The organism is Pseudomonas sp. Z3-6 (genome assembly GCF_051131985.1).
In the GTDB taxonomy this organism is placed as follows: domain Bacteria; phylum Pseudomonadota; class Gammaproteobacteria; order Pseudomonadales; family Pseudomonadaceae; genus Aquipseudomonas; species Aquipseudomonas zanjanensis.
Genome location: NZ_CP071644.1, coordinates 4,754,088 through 4,779,759 on the forward strand (window position 1 = coordinate 4,754,088; position 25,672 = coordinate 4,779,759).

A 25,672-nucleotide genomic window follows, 5' to 3' on the forward strand; every position below is an offset into this window, starting at 1 on the left:
TCGAAATGCCACGTTACTGGCTGTGACCGTCAACCCGTCGCGGTGGTTGCAACGAGTCTTCAAGAGCCGGTTTTCGGTAAGGCCCGACCGTTCTCCAGCAACTGCGCAAAGGCCTGTTTATCGATCGGCCGGCTGAGGAAATAGCCTTGTACCTCGTGGCATTGGTCCGAGCCCAATGAACCGAGCTGGGCCAGGGTTTCCACGCCTTCGGCAGTGACCGTCAGCCCCATGGCCTTGCCCAGGTTGATGATCGCCTGCACCACGGCGCGGTCGTTGCTGCTGTTGCTCATGGAGGCGATGAAGCGCTTGTCGATCTTGATGCCGTCGAATGGATAGGTGCGCAGGTAACCCAAGGACGAGTAACCAGTACCAAAGTCATCCATGTTCAAGCGCACGCCCAATTCCTTCAGGGCATTCATGACCTGCAGGGCGCCATCGACGTCGTTGAGCATCACGTTTTCAGTGATCTCGAGCTCCAGGCGACTCGCCGGAAAACGGGTTTCGATCAACACCTGTCGCACATCCTCCACCACGTCACTGCGCTCGAACTGCGCCGGCGAAAGGTTGACCGACACCATCAATTCCCCCGGCCAGGTCAGTGCGGTTTCGCAGGCCTCACGCAACACCCAACGAGACAGCGGGACAATCAGGTCGGTTTGCTCGGCCAACGGAATAAAGGCATCGGGGCCCAACAAGCCTTGCGTCGGATGCTGCCAGCGAACCAATGCCTCGACCGCCACGATCTCCCGACCATCGACGGTGTAGCGCGGCTGGAAATGCAGGACGAATTCATTTTTCTTCACGGCCTGCCGCAGGTCGCTTTCCAGTTGGCGACGGTGCTGGATCTGATCGTTCATTTGCGAGGCGAAATAGCACCAGGTTTTCTTGCCCTCGGACTTGGCCTGGTACAAGGCAATGTCGGCGCAGCGGATCAGTTCACCGGGCACGTAACCCTGACGGCGACTGACGGCGATACCGATGCTGGCACCGATGTGCAGCGAATGGGTTTCGTAGAGAATCGGTTGCTGCAAGCTGTCGATCAACCGCTCACAGAATCGATCGATTTCCGTGGTGTGCTCCATGCCGTTGAGCACCACCACGAACTCGTCGCCCCCCAGCCGCGCCACCAGATCTTGCTCGCGGGTGCTGTCGCGCAGCCGCTGAGCCACTTCCAGCAACACCGCGTCGCCGGCCGGGTGGCCAAGGGAATCGTTGATCGGTTTGAAGTTGTCCAAGTCCACCATCAACAACGTCAGGGGGGCGGCATGTTCCTTGGCCACCAGCGCATCATCCAGGTACCGCGCCAGCTTGTTGCGGTTCGGCAAGCCGGTCAGCGCATCGTGCATCGACAGATGCTGGACCTGGGCATGGGCCGCCACTTCATCGGTGATGTCACTGGCCGTACCGCGATAGCCCACCACTTCGGTCTTGGTGTAGATCGGGCGTGCCGACACGCGACAGAAACGCAATTGCCCGGAATGATCGCGGTAGGAGCAGCGCAAGTTGCTGGTGCTCTGCTCCTCCGTCAGCTTGCCCAGCCAAAGGGCGATTGGCGTGGTGTCGCAATACAGCAGTTGCTCGATGTCCTGCCCCAGCCATTGCTGGTCGGAAAACCCGGTAACCGTATTGAAACGCGCCGACAGATACGTGATGCGCTGCTGACCGTCGATTTCCCAGATCCAGTCGGAAGCCGCCTCGGCCACGGCCCGGAAGCGCTCCTCGCTGGCCTCGAGGGCGTGCGCGGACCTTTCCAGGCTGTCGTAACTGGCGTCCACATGCCGTGCCGTGCGCAACGCATAACGAAAGAAGTAAGCGGTCAGCAGGGCCAGGATCAACAGCGCGGCCCCCAGCGGCGGCACCAGGGACCAGAGCAATTGCTGGCCCGGACGCTCGAGTCGGGACACCAGACTGTAGCCGGTACTGTCCAGTGGCACGGCTGGCTGGCCGGGCTCGAGCTCGGTGTCTTTCTTGAGATTCAAGTCGGAGAGGCCATAACTCTTGCCCATCTTGCGCAGCTTGACGGGCGTCAGTTGATCGACGAACAGCAACACCGAGGTGCCTTTGGCCTCGACCTGGGGCCTTTCGTCGTTGGGCAGGATCACCGACGCCGTGACGACGGCCGGCCAACCCTCGAACAATGTGTAGCGGATCGTCGACATCGTCAGGTCGGGCTGTGCCTGGAGTTGGTCCACCAGCTCCGCCAGCGGCGTGTCCATATAAACCGAGGCGTCATCCTCGACATTGCGTCCACGCACCACGGCATATTTGGTGCGTTGCCGATCGATGACAAACACGCCTTCGTATTCGTCATTGGTGAACAGGGTCTTGCCCATGTTCTGTTCGGCGTAGGCCCACTGCACATCGACTTCACCGTTAAGGTGGTCATAAGCCGTGGTCCAATAGGCATAACTGGCAATGTAGTTCTTCGATGCGGTGATACGATTCTCTAGGGCGCGCTCGATATAGAAATGCGTCTTGCGCACGTCCTCCGCGTCCAGCTTTTGCGCGATGTTGAACAGCGCGGCGATCGCCACCAGGACGCCCAAGACAAACAGTCCCGCGACGGCCACGACCAGACGACGGGTAATGGGGGTGTGACGTGCCGTGCCTGAAGGGGTATCGGCAGTGGAATCCATTGACCTGCTCCTATCCTGTCAACGCTGGCCTCGGTGCCTGGAAAAATGAGGACCGAGGCCAGTCGTTCGTAACCTTAGCAGCCACTGCTCGATCCGTTGGCGAGCCCACGATGTTTTGCGAAAGAGCCTACACGCTGCTGGAGACCCGCCCGCGCGATGCCTGAATAGTTGACCGTGGCAGGCTGCCGATGATTCCAACCGATCTCAACGATCCGAGCGCGCCAAGCTGTCGAACCCGCCTTCGGTCGATAACACCGCCACCCGGTTGCGGCCGCTGTGCTTGGCCTGGTAAAGCGCCGCATCGGCGCGCTGGATGAAGACTTCGATGCTGTCCAGGCTGCTGGGCACAAAGGCATAGCAGCCCAGGCTCACCGTGAGGTAGCCGGTCGGGGAGCCGGAATGGGTGATGTGCCTGTCGATGACAGTGCGCCGGATCTGCTCGGCCAACGCCATGGCCCCCGAAAGATTGGTGTCAGGCAACAACACGGCAAACTCTTCGCCGCCATACCGTACCGCCAGGTCGGCCTTGCGATGGCAACAACTCTTGAGCACCTTGGCCACTTCCGCCAGGCAATGATCCCCGGCCACGTGCCCATAGGCGTCGTTGTAGTGCTTGAAAAAATCGATGTCGAGCATGATCAGGCTCAAGGGGCTGCGCTGACGGGCGCCCCGGCCGAACTCGATATCCAGGGCCCGCTCGAACAACCGCCGGTTCGCCAGCCCGGTGAGGCTGTCGTGAGTAGCAATCAGTGCCAAGGCTTCCTGGGCCTTGCGCAAATCCGCTTCGATCTTTTCGCTGTTGCGGACCTGGCGCACGAATACCCAGCCGAACAAGCAGATGCCCAGGACCACCAAGCCCACGATGAGGCTGGATTGGAAAGCCCGGTCGTGCCAGCCCGCGAGAATCGATTCTTCGGACATCGCGGCGGTGACCACCAGCGGATAAGCCTGCAAATGTTGGTGCCCATACAACCGGATGACGCCGTCGATGGCTGAACGGATGGTCGCATCGCCAGACATCCCGCCGGTCAGGGCATGGTTGTAGATATGCTCCTCGTCCAACGGGCGGCCGATCCGCGCCTCATCGAAGGGGCGACGGGCCAACAGTGTCCCGTCAGACAAAGCCAGGGCCATCTCGCCTTGCTCATCCAGGCTGAAGCTTTTAAAGAACCGGTCGAAGTAGGACCATCTTGATGCCGGCCATCAACACGCCCTGGAAGTTGCCGTCTTTATCATTCAGGCGCCGGGAAACCGGAATGATCCAGTCGCCGTTTTGCCGACTGCGGACCGCCGGGCCGATATGGGCGATCAGGGAAGCATTCTGTTGATGGAAAGCGAAATACTCTCGATCCGCCACCCCTGCTCCCCTGTGCAGGTAGTCAAAGGAGGTGGTGATCCAGTGACCGTGCTTGTCGAACAGGAACAGCCCATGCAACTGCTCAAGCGATTGCACACGGCGGGCGAGGGTTTGTTGCAAGCGTGGCAATACCGCGGGGCCGACCCCGTCGATCTGGATCCAATCTGCCAGGCTGGCCAGGACCAGATCGGCCTGGAGGAAGGTGTCCTGGGCCTGCTGGGCCATGGCCCGGGTAAGGGTGGCCGAGGCGATGCGGGCCGACTCCAAGTCGTGGCGACGGGACTGCTCCAACTGCAGGAAAAGTAAACCGCACAGGCACAGGCACACCGCCGCGATAAACGTCACCGCGGCCTTGAGCAACGGCAGGCGTTTCAGGGCGCCGGCAGGGGTATGGAAAGGGTCGTAAATGGAGATAGGCAAGCGAGTTCCTGAAGGGGGCAAAAGCATGAGCAAATTCGCCCATAACCCTTAATATTCGTGAGCTTAGCCTACCGCTTGTGAGGCGGCAATTTGCCTGTGCAACGGAGCCGATGGGTGGCTTGAGTGGATCCAAAACGCCGCCCGCCAGCCGACTGAAATGCGCGTTCCTGAATGAAGAAGTACCCGTGTTTACAAGCAAACCTTCCTGGGGGCTATCTAAATTGCGTAACGCCCCATAACGTATGGGCGCCTTCGACTTTTAAGTGCCCCGCTGCCCATGAGCAAATCGACCCGAACCGATGACGAACAGCCCCTGACCCGACCCGGCGCCGTCAGCCTACGAGAAGCGTTCTGGTTCTGGCTCAAACTGGGCTTCATCAGTTTCGGCGGCCCTGCGGGGCAGATCTCGATCATGCACCAGGAACTGGTGGAACGTCGGCGCTGGATTTCCGAACGGCGCTTCCTGCATGCCCTCAATTACTGCATGTTGCTGCCAGGGCCCGAGGCCCAGCAACTGGCGACCTACCTGGGCTGGTTGATGCACCGAAGTTGGGGTGGCGTGGTCGCCGGGGCGTTGTTCGTACTGCCTTCGTTGTTCATTCTCATCGCCTTGTCGTGGCTGTACATCGCCTTTGGCGAAGTGCCGGTGGTAGCAGGTATTTTCTACGGCATCAAGCCGGCCGTGACAGCCATCGTGGTGCATGCCGCCCACCGGATCGGCTCCCGCGCGCTCAAGAACAATTGGCTGTGGGCGATCGCGGCGGCATCGTTCACGGCGATCTTTGCCTTTGATCTCCCCTTCCCGTTGATCGTACTGGGTGCGGCTGCCGTCGGTTATTTCGGCGGTCGCTGGGCACCGGATAAATTCAGCCTGGGCGGCCACGCTACCCAGCACAAGTCCTTCGGCCCCGCCTTGATCGACGACGACACGCCAACCCCGGACCACGCCCGGTTCAGCGCTACCAGGTTGGCCCGGCTGGTCGTCGTCGGCGCGCTGTTGTGGGTCGTGCCAATGGGCCTGCTGACCGCTGTGTTCGGTTGGGACGGCACAATGACGCAAATGGCCTGGTTCTTTACCAAGGCCGCATTGTTGACCTTCGGCGGCGCCTATGCGGTTTTGCCCTACGTCTACCAAGGCGCCGTCGGACACTTCGGCTGGCTGACCCCGACACAAATGATCGACGGCCTGGCCCTGGGCGAAACCACCCCCGGGCCGCTGATCATGGTTGTGGCCTTCGTCGGCTTCGTCGGCGGCTACGTGATGCAGGTGTTCGGCCCCGAACAGGCCTTTCTTGCCGGGGCCGTCGCGGCCACGCTGGTGACCTGGTTTACGTTCCTGCCCTCGTTCCTGTTCATCTTGGCTGGCGGCCCGCTGGTGGAATCGACCCACAACGCATTGAAATTCACCGCGCCGCTGACGGCGATTACCGCAGCGGTGGTCGGAGTGATCCTTAACCTGGCGTGCTTCTTCGGTTACCACGTGCTCTGGCCCAACGGTTTTGCAGGTGCCCTGGACTGGCCGTCGGCGATCATTGCAATTGCCGCGGCCGTGGCGCTGTTTCGCTACAAGCGCGGGGTGATCCAGGTCTTGCTGGCGTGCGGCCTGGCCGGGCTGGCGGTGCATTTGCTGCGCTAGTGGCCTGTACGGTTAATTCGAGTACTCAAATTCGAGTGCCAGGGCTTGCCAGGCAAGGCGCCATGACGAGTCGTAGCCCGCTACGGCGAGGAATGGCAACGCAGACTGGCAAGTTCTGGCGCCGAAGTTGAGTGCACGAATTAGCCACACAGGCCACTAGACGAGGCGCTTGCTCAGGTACGTCGCCGAAGCCGGGCACAAGGTCTTGAACTGGGCCGTCGCGCTGATCGAAACGGGCGCCAGCGAGCGGTCCCCCGGCTGATAGCCCTGGCCGGTAAAAAACGCGGCGGCGCTCTCGGTCAGCAAGTGAAGCCGCTCTGCCCCCTCGCGTTTTGCAAACGCTTCGATAGCGGCCAGCACCGCCGCACCAGTGCCCTTGCCTCGCAGCCCCTCAAGCACAACCAGCGAGCGCAGCAACCGCTCGGCCCCCTCTCCTTCTATGCCGGCAAACGCCACTTCAACGCCTTGGTGGCTGAAGCTGAAGAACTGTCGGCCAGGATACGTCAGGTCGTCCACGGGTAGGCCGGCCAAGCTAAGCGCAACGCGCAGTGGTCCCAGGTGGTTATTGCTTAGAGCTGTCATACGCATGGTTTGGGCTCGCTCCTATTCATTGGTTATCCTCTATTTTGGTTACAACCGACAGGGTGAACAGGAGGATGGAATTCCAATAACATGTCCCATCGTCAGGCACTGGAGATAACCGTGAGCATTTTTTCGATGAGCTGATGGAAAGCGTGCAACAGATGGACGAACTCGTCCACGCTAAGCAGCTACCGTCACCACCACCTTCCGGCAACCCACCACCTCATGACCCAGCGCAAACGAACCCCCCAGCCCATCAGCTAAGCTCAACCTATCATCACGACAGGGAATCGACATGAGCAAGGCAGACGAGCTAGCGGCCAAACTGAGGAAAACCCAGCAGACCCGCGCGGATACCGACAACTGTGCCGACCTGGCAATCGAGCACTGGCCCGCCCAGGTCTACGAACTGTATCGCCAGATCGAAATCTGGCTGGCGCCCGTGTGCGAGGCCGGCCTGGATATCCGGCGCAATCCCACCCACGTATTTGAAAGTCATTCCAGCGGTTCGACGTATAACTACGCGATCGATCAACTGGTGATCGAAGGCAATCATCGCCGCATTTCATTCGACCCGATTGCGCGTTTTTCGCCCCAGGGCGAGGGCTGCATTGAAGTCCATATGAAGGGGCAGGAACACTGCATCGTGCGCTCGCTCGGCGAGCATGGCGAATCGCTTTGGCATATCCAAGCCCTGCGATCGGCCGGGCAACCGCGTCCTGATCCTATCATTCTGGACGAGGACACTTTGCTCTCGCTGATAGAAGAAGGCCTCGGCCTTTAAGGCAAATGGGCGACTCTTGAGGTTAATGCCAGTCAGCTAAGCAGTAATCCTGTGGGAGCAGAGCTTGCTCGCGATTGCGGTAAGCCAGCCGACTACGATATTGGCGACTCTGCCGCTATCGCGAGCAAGCTTTGCTCCCACAGGATTTATGCCGTTTGCTGCTTAACTGACAGGTACTAACCCTAAAGTTCACCCATTTTCATCGCGGCGCTGATTCAAGCGTTGAGTCGGGCCCGGGAACCAGTAGCGTCAATGCTTGCGCCGGTCTTCCCACAAGTTTATTCAAGGCATTGTCGATTTCGTCAGCCGCACCTTGCGTATATTGGGCATCTGCCCAGACCCAGTACGGATCGGATATCAGCCCGCCCACGGCGTGCGCACACAATTCATCGCTACTGATGCCCATCTTCCCGGCAGCAGCGATCACAGCCATCAGGGCTTGTTCTAATTGGGAAATTCGCTCGGTAGTCACAATCAACCAACATGCTGGATAAACAGACCCCGAGCATAACAAGCCATCAATGTGCCACCAAGCTCAGGCGCCCAACGGTCGCCCTCTCCTGGCTTACAGGACTGGCCTCAATCCGCCGCGCTATAAGAGGCCGTATCCGAAATCGACGAAGGCTCTCGGACCGCTGAACGAGCAGCCAGCACCGTCAGCACCGCGGCCATCCCCAACACGGCCGCACCGGTTTCGAACGTCGCGCGATAGCCATTCAGATCAAACAGAACGCCACCCACGGTCGCGCCTCCGGCGATGGCAAGTTGGACGATCGCCACCATAAGGCCGCCGCCGGCTTCGGCATCTTCCGGCAGCGTTCGCGAAAGCCAGGTCCACCAGCCGACGGGCGCGGCCGTGGCCGCCAGACCCCACAGGCCGAGCAAGAGCGTCGTGACCGTGACCGACCCGCCGAACCCCACCAGCGCAATGGCAATCGCGGCCATCAGCAGAGGAATGACGATGAGCGTCCGATAGAGGTTGTTTTTCAAGCAGGCGCCGATCAGGAAAGTGCCCAGCAGCCCCGCCACACCGATCACTAGCAGCATGAAGGACAGCGTGGATACGCTCACTTGTGTCACCGACTCGAGGAACGGTCGCAGGTAGGTGAACAGCATGAACTGGCCCATGAAAAACGTGCTGACCGCCAGCATCCCCAGCGCGACCGGTGTCCGGGCCATCAACTTGAAGGCGTTGGTGGTGCCCCGCTTCGCCTGCGAAGGCATGGCGGGCAGGCGTAACAACAGCCAGACCAGGGCGATGGCAGCAACAGGCACGATGCAGAAAAACGCGCCACGCCAACCAATAATCGCCCCGAGGAAACTGCCCAGCGGCGCCGCGACCACCGTCGCCAAGGCGTTGCCGCCGTTGACGATGGCCAGCGCTTGCGGGACGCTATCTTCCGGCACGAGCCGCATGGCCGTGGCCGCCGACAGCGACCAGAAGCCGCCAATCGCCACGCCGATCAACGCACGTCCGACCATGAATACCGCGTAGTTTGGCGCGAACGCCACCACGGTACCTGAAACGATCATCAGCAAGGTCAGTCCCAGCAGGAGCCATTTGCGATCAACCCGGGCGGCGATCGAGGCGATAAACAGACTGGTGATCAGGGCAAAGGCGCCAGAGACGGCAATGCCTTGACCAGCCTGCCCTTCGCTGACCTGAAGATCCGCCGCCACCGGCGTCAGCAAGCTGACCGGCATGAACTCTGAAGCCACCAGTACGAACGCGGCGAGGGCCATGGCAAATACCGCGCCCCAGGCGGGCGGGTCTTGTGGCAATGATTTATCGGTCATTGAATGACAATCCTGTATTGCTTGATGAACCTGTGGGAGCGAGCCTGCTCGCGATGGCGTCGGCACAGCCAACATCGCTGTCTCAGGCAGACCGCTATCGCGAGCAAGCTCGCTTGCACCGTTTTGAATGGCGGCGTTCACCTATTCCGTGCCCGCTATCTTCATCGCCCAGGTCAATGCGCAGGTAGTGCATACCGATGAGATTCTTGCCTGATCCTAGGCGTTGTTCCCGCGCATATAGGCAGCGCTTCGCTTAGCGCGTTAATGTCCTGCCTATAGCGCTCGAGCCGAGACGACACCCGGAGCCGACATGGCCACCCAACGCAGATCCATACAAGAAACAATGACCGCCATCATCGACGACTGGACCCCACACCCGGGCGACGTCGAAACGCCCATCCCCGGCCTCGCCTTCTTCCGACGTGAAGCCCCGGCACCGCCAGTGATTTGCATGATCGAGCCGAGCATCGTGCTGGTGGCCCAAGGCGTGAAGCAGGTATGGATCGGTGGCGAGGCCTATGGCTACGACACCGGGCGATTCCTCATGACGTCCCTGGACATCCCGGCCAATTCCGAAGTGCTGCAGGCAAGCCCCGAACAACCCTGCCTGGGCCTGGTCCTGAAGCTCGACTTGCGCATGGTTGCCGACCTGATCGCCCAAGGCAGCCTGTCGCCCCCGCGTGATCGAGCGGTCGGGATTGGCGCCGGCATCGGCACCGCGACGCCCGACCTCTTGGCGCCGTTTGCACGCCTGCTGGCGTTGTTGGAAGAACCCGAAGCGATCCCCATACTGGCACCGTTGATCCAGCGCGAGATCCACTACCGTCTGCTGCTCAGCGACCAGGCCGCGCGGCTACGGCAGATCGCCTCGGTCGATAGCCAGGGCTACCGGATCGCCAAGGCCATCGACTGGTTGAAACTGAACTACACCGAGCCCGTGCGCGTAGACGACCTCGCGGCGCGGGTCCAAATGAGCGCGCCGACGTTTCACCACCACTTCCGCCAGCTCACGGCGATGAGCCCGCTGCAATACCAGAAGTGGCTGCGGTTGAACGAAGCAAAACGCTTGATGCTCAACGAGCACGTGGACGTGGCGAGCGCGGCCTTCAAAGTGGGTTATGAAAGCCCTTCCCAGTTCAGCCGCGAATATGCCCGCTTGTTTGGTGCACCGCCCAAGCGGGACATCGCGGCGTTGCTCGGGCTAGGCAATCACACCAAAGCGGTTTGATTGATCCGGGCTTGATCCGGGCTTGATCCATTGTGGCTTGATCCATTGTGGCTTGATCCATTGTGGCGAGGGAGCTTGCTCCCGCGGGCTGCGTAGCGGCCCGCTTTTTTGTGAGCGCTTCGCACTCAAGCGGGAGCAAGCTCACTCGCCACAAGGGCCAACTTTCACCCGTCAAATCGCGGCAACATGCTCCAGGCTGTTCAAGACATTAAGCTTGCCAGCCCCCTGCGCCAACGCCACACACTTCAACGCCAGGATCATCGTCGGATCAACAAGCGCCACCCTATGCCCGTTGATCTCGAACGCCTCGCAATGCCCCAGCACTAGCGGCAACTCCGTGCACCCCAGGATCAGCGCGCTCGCGCCCAACTCGCACAAATGCTCGGCCGCCAGCAACAGTTGCTCCTTGCAAAGGCCTTGCGTGAAGCCGGCCTTGATACCCCGCGGTCCGTAGATAGCGTCCATGACCATCGCCTGATAATCGACACCGGGCGTGAGGACCTGGAGCCCGGCATGACGCGCCGCCTGATGATAGACCTGGCTCTGCACCGTACCGGAAGTCGCCAGCAGGCCAATCGCCTGGCCCGAACCATGGGTGCGCGCAATCCACTCCACCGTCTCGCTCAACATGTTCACGATGGGCACCCTCAAGTGCGCCTGGATCCGCTCGACGAAGGCATGGGCGGTGTTGCAGGGAATCGCGATGGCGTTGGCGCCGGCGCTTTCAAGACGTTTGCAGGCGGCGTACATCGCCATCGTCGGATCGGTCTCGTCCCGCAGCAGGCTGGCCGTCCGATCCGGTATTTGCGGGTTTTGCTCGACCACCATCTTGATGTGGTCCTGGTCCCTTCCCGCCGGCGTATTGGCTACCACCTTGGCCATGAAATCCACCGTGGCAGCAGGCCCGACGCCGCCCACGATGCCCAGCTTGAAGGGTGGGCGCATGGGCTGCTGGTCCAGCGTCGCGAAGTCGGCGTAGATCTCATTGATGTCAAGCACGGTAATCCCGCGACGCTGCAAATCGGCACACACCAGGGACAGCTCAGTCATGCCGGGCAGGATCACTGTCGCCCCCTGGGCCTGCAACGACAGGCACGCCTGATAGACCGCTTCAAGTGGGGCGCCCTCGAGGTGACCGTCCTTGATGCCGTTGAGACCGTACATCGCCTCCATCAACTTCGCTTGAGCGTCTGCGTCGGGGTAAACAATCTGGAAGTCTTTCCCGAAATGTCGCTCGAACAATCCGCAATGGCGCACGAAGTCGGAGGCGATCACCCCCAACGTCGTCCGGGGCGACACCGTATGGCGGACGTGCCGGGCCAAGGCCACCATCATGTCCAGCACCGGAATGCCCAGCTCCTCCTCGATTTCAGCGCGAAATGTCTGGCTGGCGAAGCACGGAAGCATCACCGCATCGAAGCCACTGTCCTCGAACGACTTGCACACCTGGAACACATAGAACTTGCGCGACGTCATGCTCGAGCCCTGGTCCAGCGGCAGCAGCACGTCCTTGAAGGGGTGCTGCTCGAACAGGAAATGGTAGCGGCCCTGATCCTCGAGCACCGCCCGGGACTTGACCAACTTGTAGAACAGATCGCCCCCGGCCAGTGACCCAAGCCCGCCCACGATGCCCAACTTGCGCACCACGGAAGCCTGTTGACGCGATCTCGATTTAGCCTTCATGACCGTCTCCTCAAGCCGCCGGCACCGGCTCGGACCGCGACTGAATAGGGGCATGTACATCCTCGTCCTCGTCGGCTTCTTCGTGGGGTTCGGACTTGGCGACCACCGCCGTGGCAATGCTGTTACCCACCACGTTGGTGGCAGTGCGGGCCATGTCGAGGAACTGGTCGATGCCGATGATCAACAGCAACCCCGCCTCGGGCAGATTGAACATCGGCAACGTGGCCGCGACCACGACCACCGAAGCCCGGGCGACACCGGCCATGCCCTTGCTGGTGATCATCAATGTCAGAAGAATCAGCATCTGTTGAGTGAAACTCAAATCGATGTTGTAGGCCTGGGCGATGAACAGGATGGCGAACGCCTGGTACATCATCGAACCGTCGAGGTTGAACGAATAACCCAACGGCAGCACGAAGCTGGACACGCGTTTTGGCGCGCCAAACTTCTCCAGCGCCTCGATGGTTTTCGGGTAGGCGGACTCGCTGCTGGCAGTGGAAAAGGCCAGGAGAATCGGTTCGCGAATGAGCTTGCCAAGGTGGAAAACCGAGCGGCCAAGGAACAGGTAGCCAGCACCGAACAGCAACGCCCAAAGGATCAAGATCCCCAAATAAAACTCGGCAATCAGCTTGCCGTAATCCACCAGCAACCCAAGCCCCTGAGTCGTAATGGCCGAGGCGATGGCGGCAAACACCCCAATCGGCGCGAAGGCCATCACATAGTCGGTGATCTTGAACATCACCTTCGCCAACTCCTCGATGGAATCGGTGATCCGGGTGTAGCCCGCCCGTTTCACGCCCGCCAGTGCAAAGCCGAAGAACAGCGAAAACACCACGATCTGCAGGATCTCGTTGTTGGCCATCGCTTCGGCAATGCTGCGGGGAAACACGTGGCCGATGAACGCCTTGAGACTGAAGTCACCGGTATTGACCGGCACGGCCACAGCCGCATGCTGGGCCACGTCCATGTTCAGCCCGGCACCGGGTTGGAACAGGTTGACCAGCCCCATTCCGATCAACAGCGAGACCACCGAGGCGGTGACAAACCAGGCCATCGCCCGCGCCCCGATCCTGCCGACGGAACGGGAATTGCCCATGCTGGCGATACCGCCCACCAGCGTTGCGAAGACCAGGGGCGCGATGATCATCTTGATCATGCGCAGGAAAATATCCGTGACCATCGAGAAGTAACTGGCGATCTCTTTGGCACTTTGCTCGCTCCCTGCGAAATGGTGACACGCCCAACCGACCAGCACGCCCAGGGCAATGCCCATTGCAATACGACGTGGGAGCTTATTCTTCTTCACGGTGCTGTCCTCAAGTAGTTCTTGGAGTTTTTTACTTGGCAGGATCGATTCTAAGGAGCGGACTCAAGAGGATGATGAGTAATCCAGCTAGCCCCATGCGCTTTTGGAATAGTTAGCGAAAGGCCGCGCTATGCCGGGAGATCGCGCAGTAAAATCGTGCTCTCACAGCGGGAGTTCTCGATATGCAACTCAAATGGCTGGACGATCTTCTGGCGATTGGCGAATGGAAAAACTTCTCCCGCGCGGCCGAGGTACGTTGCGTGACGCAATCGGCTTTGTCCCGGCGTATCCGTTCACTGGAGGAATGGGTGGGCGTCAAGCTGGTGGACCGGGGCACCTACCCTGTCCAACTCACACCCGCGGGAGTCACCTTCTGCGATGAAAGCCGAGAGGCGCTCGCCGGGTTATTGAGGTTGCGCTCGACCCTGCGGGACGTGGAACGCATGCCCGGACGCTCGATCCAGATCACCGCCGGCCACAGCCTGTCGATGACCTTCCTGCCCAAGTGGCTTTCGCAGTTCCAGCCACACAACGAACAGTTCAACGCCCGGGTGGTGGCCGCCAACATTCACGACGCCGTTATTGCCTTGGAAGAAGGCAGTTGCGACTTGATGATGGTCTACCACCACCCACTTGCCCCCATCCTGCTGGACCCCGAGCGGTTCGGCAGCCTGGTGCTCGGCCACGACGCATTCATCCCCCTGTGCGCGCCCAACCGCAAGGGCGAACCGCTGTTCCGCCTGCCCGGCCGCGCCGGCAAACCGGTGCCCTACCTGGCCTACACGGCAACGACGTTCCTCGGTCGCGTCGCCGACATCGTCATCAACAACGGCCCTGAACCGATCGCGCTGGAGCGCTGTTATGAAGCGGACATGGCGATGCTGCTGATGCGCATGGCCATCGAGGGCTACGGCGTGGCCTGGTTGCCGCAGAGTGCGGTGGCCGACGAGTTGGAGCGCGGGCTGTTGGTGCGGGCCGGTGGCGAGCAATGGAGCACGCGATTGGAGATTCGCTCGTACTGTGCGATTGCCAATCGCAATCCGACGATGCGCAAGCTGTGGAAAACGTTGGAGGGGGCTTCGTTGCAGCGGCCGGGCAGCGCGCCCTCTGCGCCCACGGAGGCGAATTGATCAACGTTACTCAAGCACTGCTCACAAGTTTTACTGTGGGAGCGAGCTTGCTCGCGAAGACGGCAGCACATCCAGCCACTCATCAACAGACCCACCGCTATCGCGAGCAAGCTCGCTCCCACAGTGGATTTAGGGTGTACGCACTGTCTGTGAACACCCCGGAAAAAACTGTGGAAGCGAGCCTGCTCGCGAAGACGGCAGCACATCCAACCTCTCAACCAACTGACCTACCGCTATCGCGAGCAAGCCCGCTCCCACAAATCGCTGGCTGCAAAGGTGACCTTATGAGATCACCCATTTCCATTACAACGCCAACACCTGCGCCTGCAATCGTCGCCCAATCACATCCAGCAAATCACACCCATCGCGCAGGGGGATCGCCAGCACTTGGGCAAAATCATGAAGTATCACGGCATCCGTACTGATGTCGGAACGCATGGCGAGGTTTTCCAGTAACTGGGTGACAGTGGCAATGCGGTAAGCGGCGGTGTCGTGCAGCACGTCCAGCGGCGCTTCTGTGTCGATCAGGAGCGCGTGGAAATTGTTTTCGATACCGGTGATGGGCATGTAGCGGGACATGAGGGATTTACTCCTGCGGGGATGGGAGGTCAGTGGCGGATTGGGATGCCGCTGGCAAAGGGAGCGAATCCGGGATCGAGCTTCGGATATTTAGCAGGAGATGTTCGTGGGTGACGCTAGACGAAAGCCACCTTGGATTGGCTGTGGCTTTCGGAGGGTTGGGGGTGAGCTTTTTCATTTGGCTTATATCCTAGATTATGTAAAGGAACTGCCTTCACCACTTCCACATGGTGGGTGGCAGCTGTACGCGGGTGTGGAAGACCGAGAATCTAGGACCCGGCGCACCCGAAGGTGCCCCGCGTACAGCCGCCGTAATTTAACAGCAGACCCAGGAAAAGCGTCTGCTTTTTAATTTAGCGGCGCAACGCGCTAGATTTTCGTGAGGGCTTCCACACCCTGCCGCTGAATTTGCAGCGACGGAGAGAACTTAGCGCACGGCGTGATTGGCTGGATAGTCAGCGGGGAGCGACGCGGCTTGAACGAAATTTCCGATGGGGGTGTCCGGCGTTGGACTCAGTAGTTCAGTTGATGGGACGCAAGAATGATTTCGATACGAATGAGCGCTCAACGCCATAAGCGAGAGCTGAGGTTCATCGTATGGTTGAACGCACCCGTACTGCCCGCAAGCCAAACGAAAGGGCTGACACAGGATCTTTTTTATACATATAGAATATGCATAATGACAACATTCAGAATTCAATATGCGACTAGCCTCCAAAAAAGAACTGCGTCAGTACCTGGGAGGTTGAACCTCATGAAAGAAGAATACGATTTCAGCACAGCCAAGCGTGGGGCGGTTGCCAGCAGCAAAGGCAAAACCCGCATAACCATCATGCTTGATGATGACGTGATCGAGGCCGCTCGCGAACGCGCCGAAAGTGCTGGTACTGGATATCAGACCATCATCAACAATTTACTGCGTCAGGCTCTGGTATCTGAAACTGCCCACAATCTGGCACCGGCAGCCCAAAAGCGAACCCGAACAGTCAAACCCTATGCAAACGGCATTACCCGGTCCGATGTGAAGGATCTGGAAAAGCGACTAGCCGCTATGACTGAAGAGCTGCACAAGATGGTGGACGCATCTAAGCCCGGTAAAGCCAAAGCATCGGTATGAACTGAGAAGATCCGATTTACTCAGGGGCAAGGCACTGTCTTAACTCAGTGCCTTCACCCAGACCGACAATAATCCGCTTGCCCATTTTCTCCCCCACCTCCAACGCCTGCCCATCCCGCTGCTTCCCCCGCCGCGCCAACCCCACCAGTCGAGGAATCAACTCCCCTTCCGGCAAGTGCCGCCAGAATCGCCCCGGCATGTGCTGACGCAGCGCCTGGGGATTGAGCCGCGCCGGGTTGAAAATGTGCTTGTAATAAGTTCGCCACAGCTCCGCGCCGGGATCCTCGGCGTGACGTGCCCAATGCTGCCATTGCGCGGGACAACGTCGCCGGTAATCCAATGACTGCCCATCAAAACGGATGCCGTCGCGCGGCGTTGCGATCAGCCAGCGTTGCTGCCCCAGCCGCTCGGCAAAATGGCCGCTGGCGCTTTCGAGGATGTCGTGGGCCGGCTGATGAAAAGCGACCAGGTCCAACTGCAGTTGCTCGGCCAATTGCTGCGTCAGGGGGATAAAACGCACGAAGGCATGCAGGTGATGAGCCTCGCGTTGCACCTGCTTGATCCGCCGCTGCAATTCACTGCCCAGGCGGTCACCGGCGAGCATGGCCGTGCGGTCGCCGTGGGCAACCCGCCAAAGCACTTCGTACAACAGATTCCAGCGTTGTTCGCCCTGGTAGCGGCCAGCCTGTTCGAGCTGAGTCAGCAAGGCCGCAGGGACCCGCGTATGGAACGGGCCAAGCTCTTGAGGCAGCGCTGCCGGCACGGCCAACAGATCGGCCATCGGACCTTGGGCCCAAGTGACATTGCTCGGGTCGATACCGTGGCCAAGCAACGTTCGAGCCTGGTCGCGCCACGTGGAGAAATCATCCTCACAATCCAGGGCAATCACGACCACAGCCCCATCTGCTCTGGCCGCTGGGGGTCGCGCAACCGCGCCCGTAGCAAACCGCTGCGCACCTGGGCGTCGGCAGGCCGATAATCGCTGGTCACAATGAACGGTCGCGCCTTCTCCAGCACGCACCGCAACTGCACCAGGTCGTCATAACGCACCCGCCGCTCCCGACGCAGTGCAACCAAGCGTTGCACGCTACGCAGGCCAATCCCCGGGATACGCGCCAGCAATGCGGGTTCGGCGCGGTTGATATCCAGCGGAAACACCTCACGATTGGCCAGCGCCCAGGCCAGCTTGGGGTCGATGTCCAAATCCAGGTTACGGGTTTCACTCAAAAGCTCCCCCGCCTTGTAACCGTAACCGCGCATGAGAAAGTCGGCCTGATACAGCCGATGCTCCCGCAACAACGGCGGTGCCGCCAGGGGCACGCTGGCGGGGCTGTCGGGAATCGGGCTGAACGCTGAATAGTAAACCCGCCGCAAACCGTACCCCTGGTAGAGCGACTCGGCGTTGCTCAAGATGGCGTGATCATCAGTGGTATCCGCCCCCACAATCACCTGCGTGCTCTGCCCGGCCGGGGCGAAACGCGGCGCTCGCGGCTCGCCGACTACCGCCTGTTGTCCCAGATGGATAATGCCCATGGCCTGGCGAATGGTCGTCAATTGCTTCTCCGGCGCCAGGCGCTTGAGGCTGATATCGGAGGACAACTCGATATTCACGCTCAAGCGATCAGCCAACCGCCCCGCTTCCTCGATCAACAGCGGGTCGGCATCGGGAATGGTCTTGAGGTGGATATAGCCACGAAACTGGTGCTCCTCTCGCAACAACCGCGCCACCCGTATCAACTGCTCCATGGTGTAATCGGCCGAACGAATGATGCCGGAACTCAAAAACAACCCGCTGATGCAGTTGCGACGATAAAAATCCAAGGTCAGCCGGACCACCTCCTCCGGCGTAAAACGCGCCCTCGGCACATTGCTGGAGCGACGGTTAACGCAATACTGGCAGTCGTACAGGCAAAAATTGGTCAGCAGTATTTTCAGCAACGAAACGCAGCGTCCGTCCGGCGTATAGCTGTGGCAAATGCCCATGCCATCGGTGGCCCCCAGCCCCTCACGACCACGGGAGCTACGCTTGGGAGCACCGCTGCTGGCGCAGGAAGCGTCATATTTGGCAGCGTCGGCAAGAATGCCGAGCTTGGCGATCAGTTGCATGGAACGCTCTCGAATACTGGATATAAACACAGTATTTTGAGGCGCGCCGAGATGCAAGCGCCATTGGTCATTTCCGCGACATAGGTCATGCCAACGGGATGGGCTATAATCCGTCCATCAACGCGATTTGAGGTCCAGCCCATGGGCAATGTCAGCCTTGAAACCAAAAAGGCCTACGCCGCGAGAACACGTAGATCCAACTACGCGGCCAGCCTCCGTCTGGAAGGTTTCAAAACGACCTTCGCCGACGGCGAACACAAAATGCCAACGCGTGAAGAGGTTTTAAAGGCTTTCAGCAAGACAGAACCTGATGCCTGATAAGTACGGAGTCGGTGAAGACGCTTACTGCTATCCCGGCTCCACGGTCCTGCGCAACAAACTCGATATCCGTGACGAACCGACCCTAAGTGAAGCCGAACAACAGCTCTCGGCCATCGCAGCGGACAACGTCGAATTCTGCCCTCCTCCCTACAGCCTGGCCTACCTTCAAAACATTCATCGAATTCTCTTTTCGGACTTGTTCGAATGGGCTGGAGAGTTGCGCACCGTTGGCATGTCCAAACAAGCCACCCGCTTCTGCCAACCTGAGTACATGGAGAAAGAAGCCAATAAAATCTTCGCCAACATGGCCGCGGCAAACTGGTTCGAGGGCATGGAGCGGACTGAGCTGATCGTCGCTGTGGCAGAGGCTTATTCCGACATCAACGTCGTACACCCCTTCCGCGAAGGCAATGGCCGTGCGCAACGCATCCTGTTTGAACACCTCATCATGAATGCAGGGTTTGAAATCAGTTGGTGGGGGATTGAAAAGGACGAGTGGATCTTCGCCAATATCGCGGCTTACAACGGCGTCATGGAGCCTATGGAGCAGGTTTTTGAGAAGTGTATTGGTGAGGCGATTCAAGCTTGACCGTACAACCTTATTCCCTCGCTCAGCGCCTTACGGTAAGTGATACAGTCACCGCCAATCAACATCTGCTGAAGCACCGAAAATGTACAGGACGAGATCTTTCCCAGCCAACAAAAAAGGTCGCGATTTTGTGGTGGGCGACATTCACGGGTATTTCAAACTTCTAACAGCAGCCTTAAACAAACTAGACTTCAACACTGAGCTGGATCGCATCTTTTCCGTAGGCGACCTCATCGACCGAGGCCCCGACTCCATAGACGTATTGAACTGGCTTGAGAAGCCTTGGTTCCACGCCGTACGCGGCAATCATGAGCAGATGCTTATTGACTGTATCTCCGGCCAAGGGGACATACCCCGACACATCCGAAACGGTGGTGCCTGGCTCTACGAGCTACAACCCGACATTCAGCAAGAACTATCAAAAGCCCTGCAAGCACTTCCACTGATCATTGAAATCAAACTTTCAAACGATCATACAATTGGAATAGTTCATGCTGAAGCCCCCGTCATCCAAAGTAGCGATGACTGCCAGGAAGCCAAAGAGGCTATTACTGGAAATTCTGGGGAGCCACGTCAGCGGCACGCCTTGAAAACAGCGCTGTATGCAAGAGAAAAAATCGAGCAACAAGACCTCACGTCCATTAAAGGAATAGATCGGCTCTATGTCGGGCACTCAACAGTACCCGGTGTCATACGCTTGGGCAACGTCGTTTATATCGACACAGGCTGCTCATTTTCCGACGGCGCATTGAGCTTGGTAGACATCCAAACCGAAACCATAATCAGCATAGGCATGGACCAGTGAGAATGGAGCAGTCTCATTTGCCTTGATCCTCGGTGTGAGATCAACGTCATGCCATTCCATATCCCACATTTATCCGCAGGACGGCGTCTGTGAGGCTTTTCAGATCAGCGCACGAGGGGAACAATTCACGTCGAGACACACCTTGCGACGGCCTGCTGATTCAAGCGCTCGGTCAACGGTGTAAGATGCCCGAAAACGTCCACCATCGAGGCTGCCATGTCCGGCATATCCCTGAATCTGCCCGAAGACCTATCGAACTCCCTCGCCGACCTGGCCAAGACCAACGGGCAAAGTGCGAGCTACCTGGCGATGGACATTCTTCGCGACTACATCGAACACGAAAAAGCGCTGACCACACAGATCGAACTTGCCGTAAAGGAAGCTGACCAAGGAAAATTCGCTACCGATGAGCAAGTGGCAGCGATGCGTGTCCGGCGATGGGGTCAGAATGCAGGTTGAGTGGCTGGAAAAAGCACTCAAAAACCTGGAGGACGAAGCCAACTATATTGCACTTGAAAACCCCAAGGCTGCTGACGACTTTTCCGAAGCGATCTTCGCCAGCGTAGATAAATTGGCTCAGTTTCCCGCAATGGGTCGGGAAGGACGAGTTAAACAGACGCGGGAATGGGCAGTCCCAAACTAGTCTTATCTGATTCCATATCGCGTACACGGTAATCGCCTTCAAATCCTCGGCGTATTTCACACTCGACAACGCCCCCGCACCAACTGGTGAAGTCGGCGTAATATTGCCCTCCCACCACGTCCTGCCCTTCCCTGATAGACTGTGCCATCCACCTCGCTTATACCGTTACCGAGGCAAAGCTAATCAGCACGCAGCAAAAAGCCGCCTCATCGGCGGCTAATTTTTTACGAACAGTATTTAGCAACTAAGCCTTCAGTTCTTCTGGTGTATGCGTCTTGAGCCAATCGGCCAAGGCGGCGTTCATCCGTGTTTGCCAGCCCGGGCCAGAAGCTCTGAATCTCTCCAACACATCTGCATCGAAACGAACATTGACGTGCTCCTTAGTGGTTACCGACTTGGGGCGACCACGCTTTGGCTTGAGCATTTCCTTTGCCTGGGCTTTGCCAAACAACTCAACAAGCACCTCGCTGGCTGGTTTGGCCTTGGCAAAGTCTTCGGTCGACCATTCGGGGTTTGCCGTATCGACCCTCTCAGGACTGGGTTTCTTGGTCATAATTCTTGACCTCCCGTTTGTTGGCTTTACGAAAGCTGATGACGTGCAAACGGAAGTCCACGTTCTTCGACGTTGCGAGCGTCTTTGGCTGGGTCATAGGTAATCTGCATGCAATTATCGTAGCCACATTAAATCACCAATACAAGGTGCGCGTTGAAACCTGACCGAGCATGCGCTCTGCCTGGTTGTCATCAAAGATTGAGTGGCTAGGCTTGAGAGCCCGTCAAGTACCCGACAAGCATCCCTGATAAACTGCGGCCATTCGCCCCAATGACTCAGATTCCCAATGTCCCTACAAGCTGCCCCACTGTCCCGCCGCTTCTCCGTCGCCCCGATGATGGACTGGACCGACGCCCACTGTCGCTTCTTCCTACGCATCCTCTCCAAACACGCCCTGCTCTACACCGAAATGGTCACCACCGGCGCTTTACTCAACGGCGACCACGAACGCTTCCTGCGCCACCACTCATCCGAACACCCCCTGGCCCTGCAACTGGGCGGCAGCGTTCCAGCCGACCTCGCCGCCTGCGCCCGCATGGCCCAGGAGCACGGCTACGACGAGGTAAACCTCAACGTCGGCTGCCCCAGCGACCGGGTGCAGAACAACATGATCGGCGCGTGCCTGATGGGGCATCCGGGTTTGGTGGCTGACTGTGTGAAAGCCATGCGCGATGCGGTATCGATTCCGGTGACGGTCAAGCACCGCATCGGGATCAATGGGCGGGACAGTTACGAGCAGTTGTGTGAGTTTGTCGGGACAGTACGCGAGGCAGGTTGCACGAGTTTTACCGTGCATGCGCGGATTGCGATTCTGGAGGGGCTGTCGCCGAAGGAGAACCGTGACATCCCGCCGCTGCGTTATGACGTGGCCGCGCGGTTGAAGGCGGATTTTCCGGAGTTGGAGATTGTGCTCAACGGCGGAATCAAGACGCTGGAAGCCTGCCACGAGCATTTGCAGACCTTCGACGGCGTGATGTTGGGACGCGAGGCTTATCACAACCCGTATCTGCTGGCCGAAGTGGACCAGCAGTTGTTCGGCAGCACTGCGCCGATCATCTCTCGGGCCGAGGCGCTGGCGCAGTTGCGGCCTTATATCGCCGATCACTTGGCCGCGGGTGGGGCGATGCATCACATCACCCGTCACGTGCTGGGGCTGGGGACCGGGTTCCCGGGGGCGCGGCGGTTTCGGCAGTTATTGTCGGTGGATATTCACAAAACCAAGGATCCGCTGGGGTTGCTGGATCAGGCGGGGCAGTTGCTGGAGGGGCGTTAACCGTCACTTGCTTTGAACCTGCGGGCGGTTTTGGCATCGTATCTACCGATACCGCCCCGGCCTTTCAAACAGCCGTTTTCAGGTTGTTGCCGCTGGGGCCCGTCGATACCTCTTCACGCCCTTGAGTGGCTGCCGGCCCTCGGGTAATGTCAACAGACCCATAGGACAGAGCACGCTCATGACTTCCAAGCTGGAACAACTCAAACAGTTCACTACCGTCGTGGCCGATACTGGCGACTTCGAAGCCATCGCCCGCGTCAAACCCGTCGACGCCACCACCAACCCTTCCCTGCTGCTCAAGGCGTCGGCCATTCATGGCTATGCCGAGCAACTGAATGCCTGCGTGGCGGACTGCAAGGGCGATGTGGGTTTGGCCAGCGACCGTTTTGCCGTGGCGGTCGGGCAAGAAATCCTGAAAGTGATTCCAGGGCGTATTTCCACTGAAGTGGATGCGCGCCTGTCGTTCGACACCGAGGCCATGTTGAAGCGTGCGCATCGTCTGATCGATCTGTACGAAAAGGCCGGCATTGGCCGCGAGCGCGTGCTGATCAAGATCGCCTCCACCTGGGAAGGCATTCGCGCGGCCGAGCAGCTGGAGCGTGAAGGCATCCAGTGCAACCTGACCCTGCTGTTCTCCTTCGCCCAGGCCGCCGCCTGTGCCGATGCCGGGGTGTTCCTGATTTCGCCGTTCGTGGGCCGTATCTACGATTGGTACAAGAAAGCCAACGGCAACGATTACACCGGCGCGGATGATCCGGGCGTGCAGTCGGTGACGCGTATCTACAACTACTACAAGGCCAATGACTACAAGACCGTGGTCATGGGCGCGAGCTTCCGCAACCTCAACCAGATCGAGCAACTGGCCGGCTGCGACCGCTTGACCGTCAGCCCGGACCTGCTGGAAAAACTCGCCGCAGACGAAGGCAAGCTGGAGCGCAAGCTGGCACCTGGGCAAGCCGGGGAAGCGCGCTTGATCCTCAACGAAGCGCAGTTCCGCTGGTTGTCCAACGAAGACGCCATGGCGACCGAGAAACTGGCTGAAGGCATTCGTCAGTTTGCCCGGGACCAGGAGAAGCTGGAGGCGTTGCTGCAAGCCAAGCTTTGAGCTGATTCAGCAGGCATGCAAAAAGGGCGAACCTGGGTGGGTTCGCCCTTTTTTATGCGGTTTGGCCTAGGGGATGTGGTGGATTGATAAATGCCATCGCGAGCAGGCTCGCTCCCACAGGAGATTGGGGGCAGATCCAAAAGTGTAGTCTATGCAAGACACTGTGGGAGCGAGCCTGCTCGCGAAAGCGTCAGTTCGATCTACACAAGCCCAAGGCTCAGGGACGCTCCAACGCATTCACCAGATCATGAAACGCTTCACGATTGGAGTCGTTCAGCCCCATGAGAATCTTGTGGGCTTCGAGCACCTTGATCCGCACTTCCTCTTCGGACTGGTCCTGGTCAGGCAGGTCGTCCAGGCATTCCGGGCACGGCACAGGGTCGCCCACGATGTTGAACACCTGGTCGAAGCCCATCGATTGCAGCAGACGGGTAATGTCATTGTGGGTGGTGACGACGGTCGGCAGCAGGCCGACCTTTTGCCGCGACAGAATTGACAGCTTGGCCAACAGGCCCAACGTGGTGCTGTCGATGCTGCGGGTTTCGGTCAGGTCGATCACGATGGCGCTGAAATTCAGCGCGGTGAAGATCCGCTCAATAGTCGCATCCAGCGCCGAACACAGGGTCAGGCGCACTTCACCGACAAACTTCAGGACGAAGGTGCCGTCCTGCTCGGCGAACTGGATTCTACCGGTACTCATCAAAGGTTCCTGCTCAACACTAACAGGGCGATATCATCCGGCATCTCCCCGAGCGTGGCTAATCCAAACACTTGGCGCAAGCCTTCCAGGCTGCCGCCCGCTGCACTCACCCGTTCAGGCAAGGCCGCTTCTTTCTCTTTGAGTGTAGGTTCTGTCAAAAGGTCCAAAATGCCATCAGACATCAGCGTCAGGCTGAAGGTCGGCGGCAATTCAAGCACATGGTCTTCGTAGGTGGCCTCGTTGAACAGGCCCACCGGCAAACCACGCCCTTCCAGGTAACGAACACTGTCTGGCGTATACAACACAGGCAAAGGCAGGTGACCGCCGATGCTATAGGTCAACAAACCAGTCTCCTCGTCGATGACTCCACCGACCATTGTGACGTGTTTGCCCAGCTTACAACTGATCAGGCCTCGGTTGATATGCCCAAGGACTTCCGAAGGCTTGAACTCTGGCAAAGTGCCGTTGCGCTTGGACTCGAACAACAGCCGCGTGGTCATGAACTTCAACAGCACCGTCACGAAGGCCGAAGACGCACCATGGCCAGAAACATCCGCCAGGTAGAACGCCACTCGCCGCTCGTCAACGCGAAAATAGTCCACGAAATCGCCCGACAGGTACAACGACGGGATGATCTGGTGGGCAAAGCGGAAATCGTCGACGGTCCAAGGGCTGACCGGCAGCATGTTCATCTGCACTTGGCGACCGGCGTTCTGGTCTTCCTGCAACAGGTTCAGGCTGGCTTCCAGCTCGCGGTTGGCGGTTTCCAGCTTCTCGCGGTAGCGCTGGTTTTCCACCAACAGGCGCGAACGGTCCAAGGCCCGGCGCACCGAATGCTCGAGCACGGCAAGGTCTTCAAGGGGCTTGATCAGGTAATCCGCCGCGCCCAGGCGCAATGCCTCGACCGCGTCGTTCATCACGCCCGCGCCCGACACCACGATCACCGGCGTCTGCGAGGAGATCTCGGTGACTTGGCGAATGAGTTCGAGTCCGCCCATCTGCGGCATGCGCAAGTCGCAGATGACCAGGTCGGGCTTGTCTTGCTCGAATACCTGAAGACCCTGTTGGCCATTGCTGGCCTGCAGGACGCTGAAACCACTGTCTTCCAAGTAGGCTGCGAGACTGGCTCGCACCACTTCGTCATCGTCGATTATCAGCAGCGTGGCACTGGTTTTTGGCATGTGGGCAAACGGCGCCAGAATTAGGTTGGCGTAGCGGGCTGGGCGGTCTGGCCTGGCACGCACTACTGGATTCGCTTTCTAGCCTCTCTGTCGTACCGGTTTCAGGCCATTGCCCTACACACAATTACATCAGAGGTGCCC

Annotated in this window: 22 protein-coding genes and 2 pseudogenes; 12 read left to right on the forward strand and 12 right to left on the reverse strand. The window is 59.1% G+C overall.

Annotated features, from left to right (window positions below):
• Positions 1-59: 59 nt before the first annotated feature.
• Positions 60-2,636 (reverse strand): bifunctional diguanylate cyclase/phosphodiesterase, encoded by a 2,577-nt coding sequence (locus J3P88_RS20530; protein ID WP_434571308.1) that lies wholly within the window; start codon positions 2,634-2,636, stop codon positions 60-62.
• A gap of 204 nt (positions 2,637-2,840) precedes the next feature.
• Positions 2,841-4,413: pseudogene (locus J3P88_RS20535) on the reverse strand (sensor domain-containing diguanylate cyclase).
• A gap of 277 nt (positions 4,414-4,690) precedes the next feature.
• Here J3P88_RS20535 and chrA point away from each other — a divergent pair.
• Positions 4,691-6,049 carry a chromate efflux transporter gene (gene chrA, locus J3P88_RS20540; protein WP_434571310.1) on the forward strand — a complete coding sequence of 453 codons (1,359 nt, stop codon included), beginning with the start codon at positions 4,691-4,693 and terminating at the stop codon, positions 6,047-6,049.
• Between the two features lie 156 nt (positions 6,050-6,205).
• Here chrA and arsN2 read toward each other — a convergent pair whose 3' ends face one another.
• Positions 6,206-6,637 carry an arsenic resistance N-acetyltransferase ArsN2 gene (arsN2, locus tag J3P88_RS20545; protein WP_434571311.1) on the reverse strand — a complete coding sequence of 144 codons (432 nt, stop codon included), beginning with the start codon at positions 6,635-6,637 and terminating at the stop codon, positions 6,206-6,208.
• Between the two features lie 289 nt (positions 6,638-6,926).
• Between arsN2 and J3P88_RS20550 the strand changes: the two genes are divergently transcribed.
• A complete protein-coding gene (locus J3P88_RS20550; RefSeq protein WP_186728251.1) occupies positions 6,927-7,415 on the forward strand; it encodes a hypothetical protein in 489 nt (162 codons plus the stop codon).
• A gap of 579 nt (positions 7,416-7,994) precedes the next feature.
• Here J3P88_RS20550 and J3P88_RS20555 read toward each other — a convergent pair.
• The gene (locus tag J3P88_RS20555; protein WP_434571313.1) at positions 7,995-9,212 is read right to left on the reverse strand and encodes an MFS transporter; all 1,218 of its coding nucleotides are present in this window, start codon (positions 9,210-9,212) and stop codon (positions 7,995-7,997) included.
• Between the two features lie 310 nt (positions 9,213-9,522).
• On the opposite strand from J3P88_RS20555, the gene J3P88_RS20560 reads away from it, so the two are divergent.
• Positions 9,523-10,440, forward strand: coding sequence for an AraC family transcriptional regulator (locus tag J3P88_RS20560; protein WP_434571315.1), 918 nt, complete (start codon positions 9,523-9,525; stop codon positions 10,438-10,440).
• A 171-nt stretch (positions 10,441-10,611) separates the two neighbouring features.
• Here J3P88_RS20560 and J3P88_RS20565 read toward each other — a convergent pair whose 3' ends face one another.
• Positions 10,612-12,123, reverse strand: coding sequence for an amino acid racemase (locus J3P88_RS20565; protein WP_434571317.1), 1,512 nt, complete (start codon positions 12,121-12,123; stop codon positions 10,612-10,614).
• Positions 12,124-12,133: 10 nt separating this feature from the next.
• Complete coding sequence (locus J3P88_RS20570; RefSeq protein WP_434571319.1) at positions 12,134-13,429, reverse strand: dicarboxylate/amino acid:cation symporter; 1,296 nt, start codon at positions 13,427-13,429, stop codon at positions 12,134-12,136.
• A 182-nt stretch (positions 13,430-13,611) separates the two neighbouring features.
• Here J3P88_RS20570 and J3P88_RS20575 point away from each other — a divergent pair, with 182 nt between their 5' ends.
• On the forward strand, positions 13,612-14,559 hold the full coding sequence (locus J3P88_RS20575; protein ID WP_434571321.1) for a LysR substrate-binding domain-containing protein: 948 nt from the start codon (positions 13,612-13,614) through the stop codon (positions 14,557-14,559).
• Between the two features lie 303 nt (positions 14,560-14,862).
• On the opposite strand, the gene J3P88_RS20580 is transcribed toward J3P88_RS20575, so the two are convergent.
• Complete coding sequence (locus J3P88_RS20580; RefSeq protein WP_434571323.1) at positions 14,863-15,138, reverse strand: hypothetical protein; 276 nt, start codon at positions 15,136-15,138, stop codon at positions 14,863-14,865.
• Between the two features lie 754 nt (positions 15,139-15,892).
• Between J3P88_RS20580 and J3P88_RS20585 the strand changes: the two genes are divergently transcribed.
• Positions 15,893-16,255 carry a BrnA antitoxin family protein gene (locus J3P88_RS20585; RefSeq protein WP_250965770.1) on the forward strand — a complete coding sequence of 121 codons (363 nt, stop codon included), beginning with the start codon at positions 15,893-15,895 and terminating at the stop codon, positions 16,253-16,255.
• A gap of 16 nt (positions 16,256-16,271) precedes the next feature.
• Here J3P88_RS20585 and J3P88_RS20590 read toward each other — a convergent pair whose 3' ends face one another.
• Together J3P88_RS20590 and J3P88_RS20595 are read right to left on the reverse strand one after the other, a co-directional pair.
• The gene (locus J3P88_RS20590) at positions 16,272-17,150 is read right to left on the reverse strand and encodes a TIGR03915 family putative DNA repair protein (protein WP_434571325.1); all 879 of its coding nucleotides are present in this window, start codon (positions 17,148-17,150) and stop codon (positions 16,272-16,274) included.
• The gene (locus J3P88_RS20595) at positions 17,141-18,361 is read right to left on the reverse strand and encodes a putative DNA modification/repair radical SAM protein (protein WP_434571327.1); all 1,221 of its coding nucleotides are present in this window, start codon (positions 18,359-18,361) and stop codon (positions 17,141-17,143) included. Before J3P88_RS20595 ends, J3P88_RS20590 begins: the two co-directional genes overlap by 10 nt.
• A 141-nt stretch (positions 18,362-18,502) precedes the next feature.
• Between J3P88_RS20595 and J3P88_RS20600 the strand changes: the two genes are divergently transcribed.
• From J3P88_RS20600 to J3P88_RS20620, 5 genes and pseudogenes are all read left to right on the forward strand, one after another.
• Complete coding sequence (locus J3P88_RS20600) at positions 18,503-18,679, forward strand: YhfG family protein (protein ID WP_434571329.1); 177 nt, start codon at positions 18,503-18,505, stop codon at positions 18,677-18,679.
• On the forward strand, positions 18,672-19,271 hold the full coding sequence (locus J3P88_RS20605; protein WP_434571331.1) for a putative adenosine monophosphate-protein transferase Fic: 600 nt from the start codon (positions 18,672-18,674) through the stop codon (positions 19,269-19,271). Before J3P88_RS20600 ends, J3P88_RS20605 begins: the two co-directional genes overlap by 8 nt.
• An 82-nt stretch (positions 19,272-19,353) precedes the next feature.
• On the forward strand, positions 19,354-20,076 hold the full coding sequence (locus J3P88_RS20610) for a metallophosphoesterase (RefSeq protein ID WP_434571333.1): 723 nt from the start codon (positions 19,354-19,356) through the stop codon (positions 20,074-20,076).
• A 216-nt stretch (positions 20,077-20,292) separates the two neighbouring features.
• Complete coding sequence (locus tag J3P88_RS20615) at positions 20,293-20,535, forward strand: CopG family ribbon-helix-helix protein (RefSeq protein ID WP_434571335.1); 243 nt, start codon at positions 20,293-20,295, stop codon at positions 20,533-20,535.
• Positions 20,525-20,809 (forward strand): annotated as a pseudogene (locus J3P88_RS20620) (type II toxin-antitoxin system RelE/ParE family toxin). The gene J3P88_RS20615 and the pseudogene J3P88_RS20620 overlap by 11 nt, the downstream one beginning before the upstream one ends.
• Before the next feature lie 154 nt (positions 20,810-20,963).
• Here the strand turns inward: J3P88_RS20620 and J3P88_RS20625 are convergent.
• On the reverse strand, positions 20,964-21,272 hold the full coding sequence (locus J3P88_RS20625; RefSeq protein ID WP_434571336.1) for a BrnA antitoxin family protein: 309 nt from the start codon (positions 21,270-21,272) through the stop codon (positions 20,964-20,966).
• Positions 21,273-21,558: 286 nt separating this feature from the next.
• On the opposite strand from J3P88_RS20625, the gene dusA reads away from it, so the two are divergent.
• Both dusA and tal read left to right on the forward strand, forming a co-directional pair.
• Entirely contained in the window at positions 21,559-22,545 is a 987-nt protein-coding gene (dusA, locus tag J3P88_RS20630; protein WP_434571338.1) for a tRNA dihydrouridine(20/20a) synthase DusA, read from the forward strand.
• Between the two features lie 178 nt (positions 22,546-22,723).
• On the forward strand, positions 22,724-23,650 hold the full coding sequence (gene tal / locus J3P88_RS20635; RefSeq protein WP_186705210.1) for a transaldolase: 927 nt from the start codon (positions 22,724-22,726) through the stop codon (positions 23,648-23,650).
• A 217-nt stretch (positions 23,651-23,867) separates the two neighbouring features.
• Here the strand turns inward: tal and rssC are convergent, their stop codons facing one another.
• Together rssC and rssB are read right to left on the reverse strand one after the other, a co-directional pair.
• A complete protein-coding gene (rssC, locus tag J3P88_RS20640) occupies positions 23,868-24,350 on the reverse strand; it encodes an anti-sigma factor antagonist RssC (RefSeq protein ID WP_025212773.1) in 483 nt (160 codons plus the stop codon).
• A complete protein-coding gene (gene rssB, locus J3P88_RS20645; RefSeq protein WP_053120765.1) occupies positions 24,350-25,531 on the reverse strand; it encodes a two-component system response regulator RssB in 1,182 nt (393 codons plus the stop codon). Before rssB ends, rssC begins: the two co-directional genes overlap by 1 nt.
• Between the last annotated feature and the right edge of the window lie 141 nt (positions 25,532-25,672).

Coding starts and splice junctions, on each gene's coding strand:
- rssC (WP_025212773.1), bottom strand. CDS start 24,350: ATGAGTACCGGTAGAATCCAGTTCGCCGAGCAGGACGGCACCTTCGTC.
- J3P88_RS20615 (WP_434571335.1), top strand. CDS start 20,293: ATGTCCGGCATATCCCTGAATCTGCCCGAAGACCTATCGAACTCCCTC.
- chrA (WP_434571310.1), top strand. CDS start 4,691: ATGAGCAAATCGACCCGAACCGATGACGAACAGCCCCTGACCCGACCC.
- J3P88_RS20580 (WP_434571323.1), bottom strand. CDS start 15,138: ATGTCCCGCTACATGCCCATCACCGGTATCGAAAACAATTTCCACGCG.
- arsN2 (WP_434571311.1), bottom strand. CDS start 6,637: ATGCGTATGACAGCTCTAAGCAATAACCACCTGGGACCACTGCGCGTT.
- J3P88_RS20550 (WP_186728251.1), top strand. CDS start 6,927: ATGAGCAAGGCAGACGAGCTAGCGGCCAAACTGAGGAAAACCCAGCAG.
- J3P88_RS20530 (WP_434571308.1), bottom strand. CDS start 2,636: ATGGATTCCACTGCCGATACCCCTTCAGGCACGGCACGTCACACCCCC.
- J3P88_RS20565 (WP_434571317.1), bottom strand. CDS start 12,123: ATGAAGGCTAAATCGAGATCGCGTCAACAGGCTTCCGTGGTGCGCAAG.
- J3P88_RS20625 (WP_434571336.1), bottom strand. CDS start 21,272: ATGACCAAGAAACCCAGTCCTGAGAGGGTCGATACGGCAAACCCCGAA.
- J3P88_RS20600 (WP_434571329.1), top strand. CDS start 18,503: ATGGGCAATGTCAGCCTTGAAACCAAAAAGGCCTACGCCGCGAGAACA.
- J3P88_RS20605 (WP_434571331.1), top strand. CDS start 18,672: ATGCCTGATAAGTACGGAGTCGGTGAAGACGCTTACTGCTATCCCGGC.
- J3P88_RS20595 (WP_434571327.1), bottom strand. CDS start 18,361: ATGCAACTGATCGCCAAGCTCGGCATTCTTGCCGACGCTGCCAAATAT.
- dusA (WP_434571338.1), top strand. CDS start 21,559: ATGTCCCTACAAGCTGCCCCACTGTCCCGCCGCTTCTCCGTCGCCCCG.
- J3P88_RS20555 (WP_434571313.1), bottom strand. CDS start 9,212: ATGACCGATAAATCATTGCCACAAGACCCGCCCGCCTGGGGCGCGGTA.
- J3P88_RS20575 (WP_434571321.1), top strand. CDS start 13,612: ATGCAACTCAAATGGCTGGACGATCTTCTGGCGATTGGCGAATGGAAA.
- tal (WP_186705210.1), top strand. CDS start 22,724: ATGACTTCCAAGCTGGAACAACTCAAACAGTTCACTACCGTCGTGGCC.
- J3P88_RS20560 (WP_434571315.1), top strand. CDS start 9,523: ATGGCCACCCAACGCAGATCCATACAAGAAACAATGACCGCCATCATC.
- J3P88_RS20585 (WP_250965770.1), top strand. CDS start 15,893: ATGAAAGAAGAATACGATTTCAGCACAGCCAAGCGTGGGGCGGTTGCC.
- J3P88_RS20610 (WP_434571333.1), top strand. CDS start 19,354: ATGTACAGGACGAGATCTTTCCCAGCCAACAAAAAAGGTCGCGATTTT.
- rssB (WP_053120765.1), bottom strand. CDS start 25,531: ATGCCAAAAACCAGTGCCACGCTGCTGATAATCGACGATGACGAAGTG.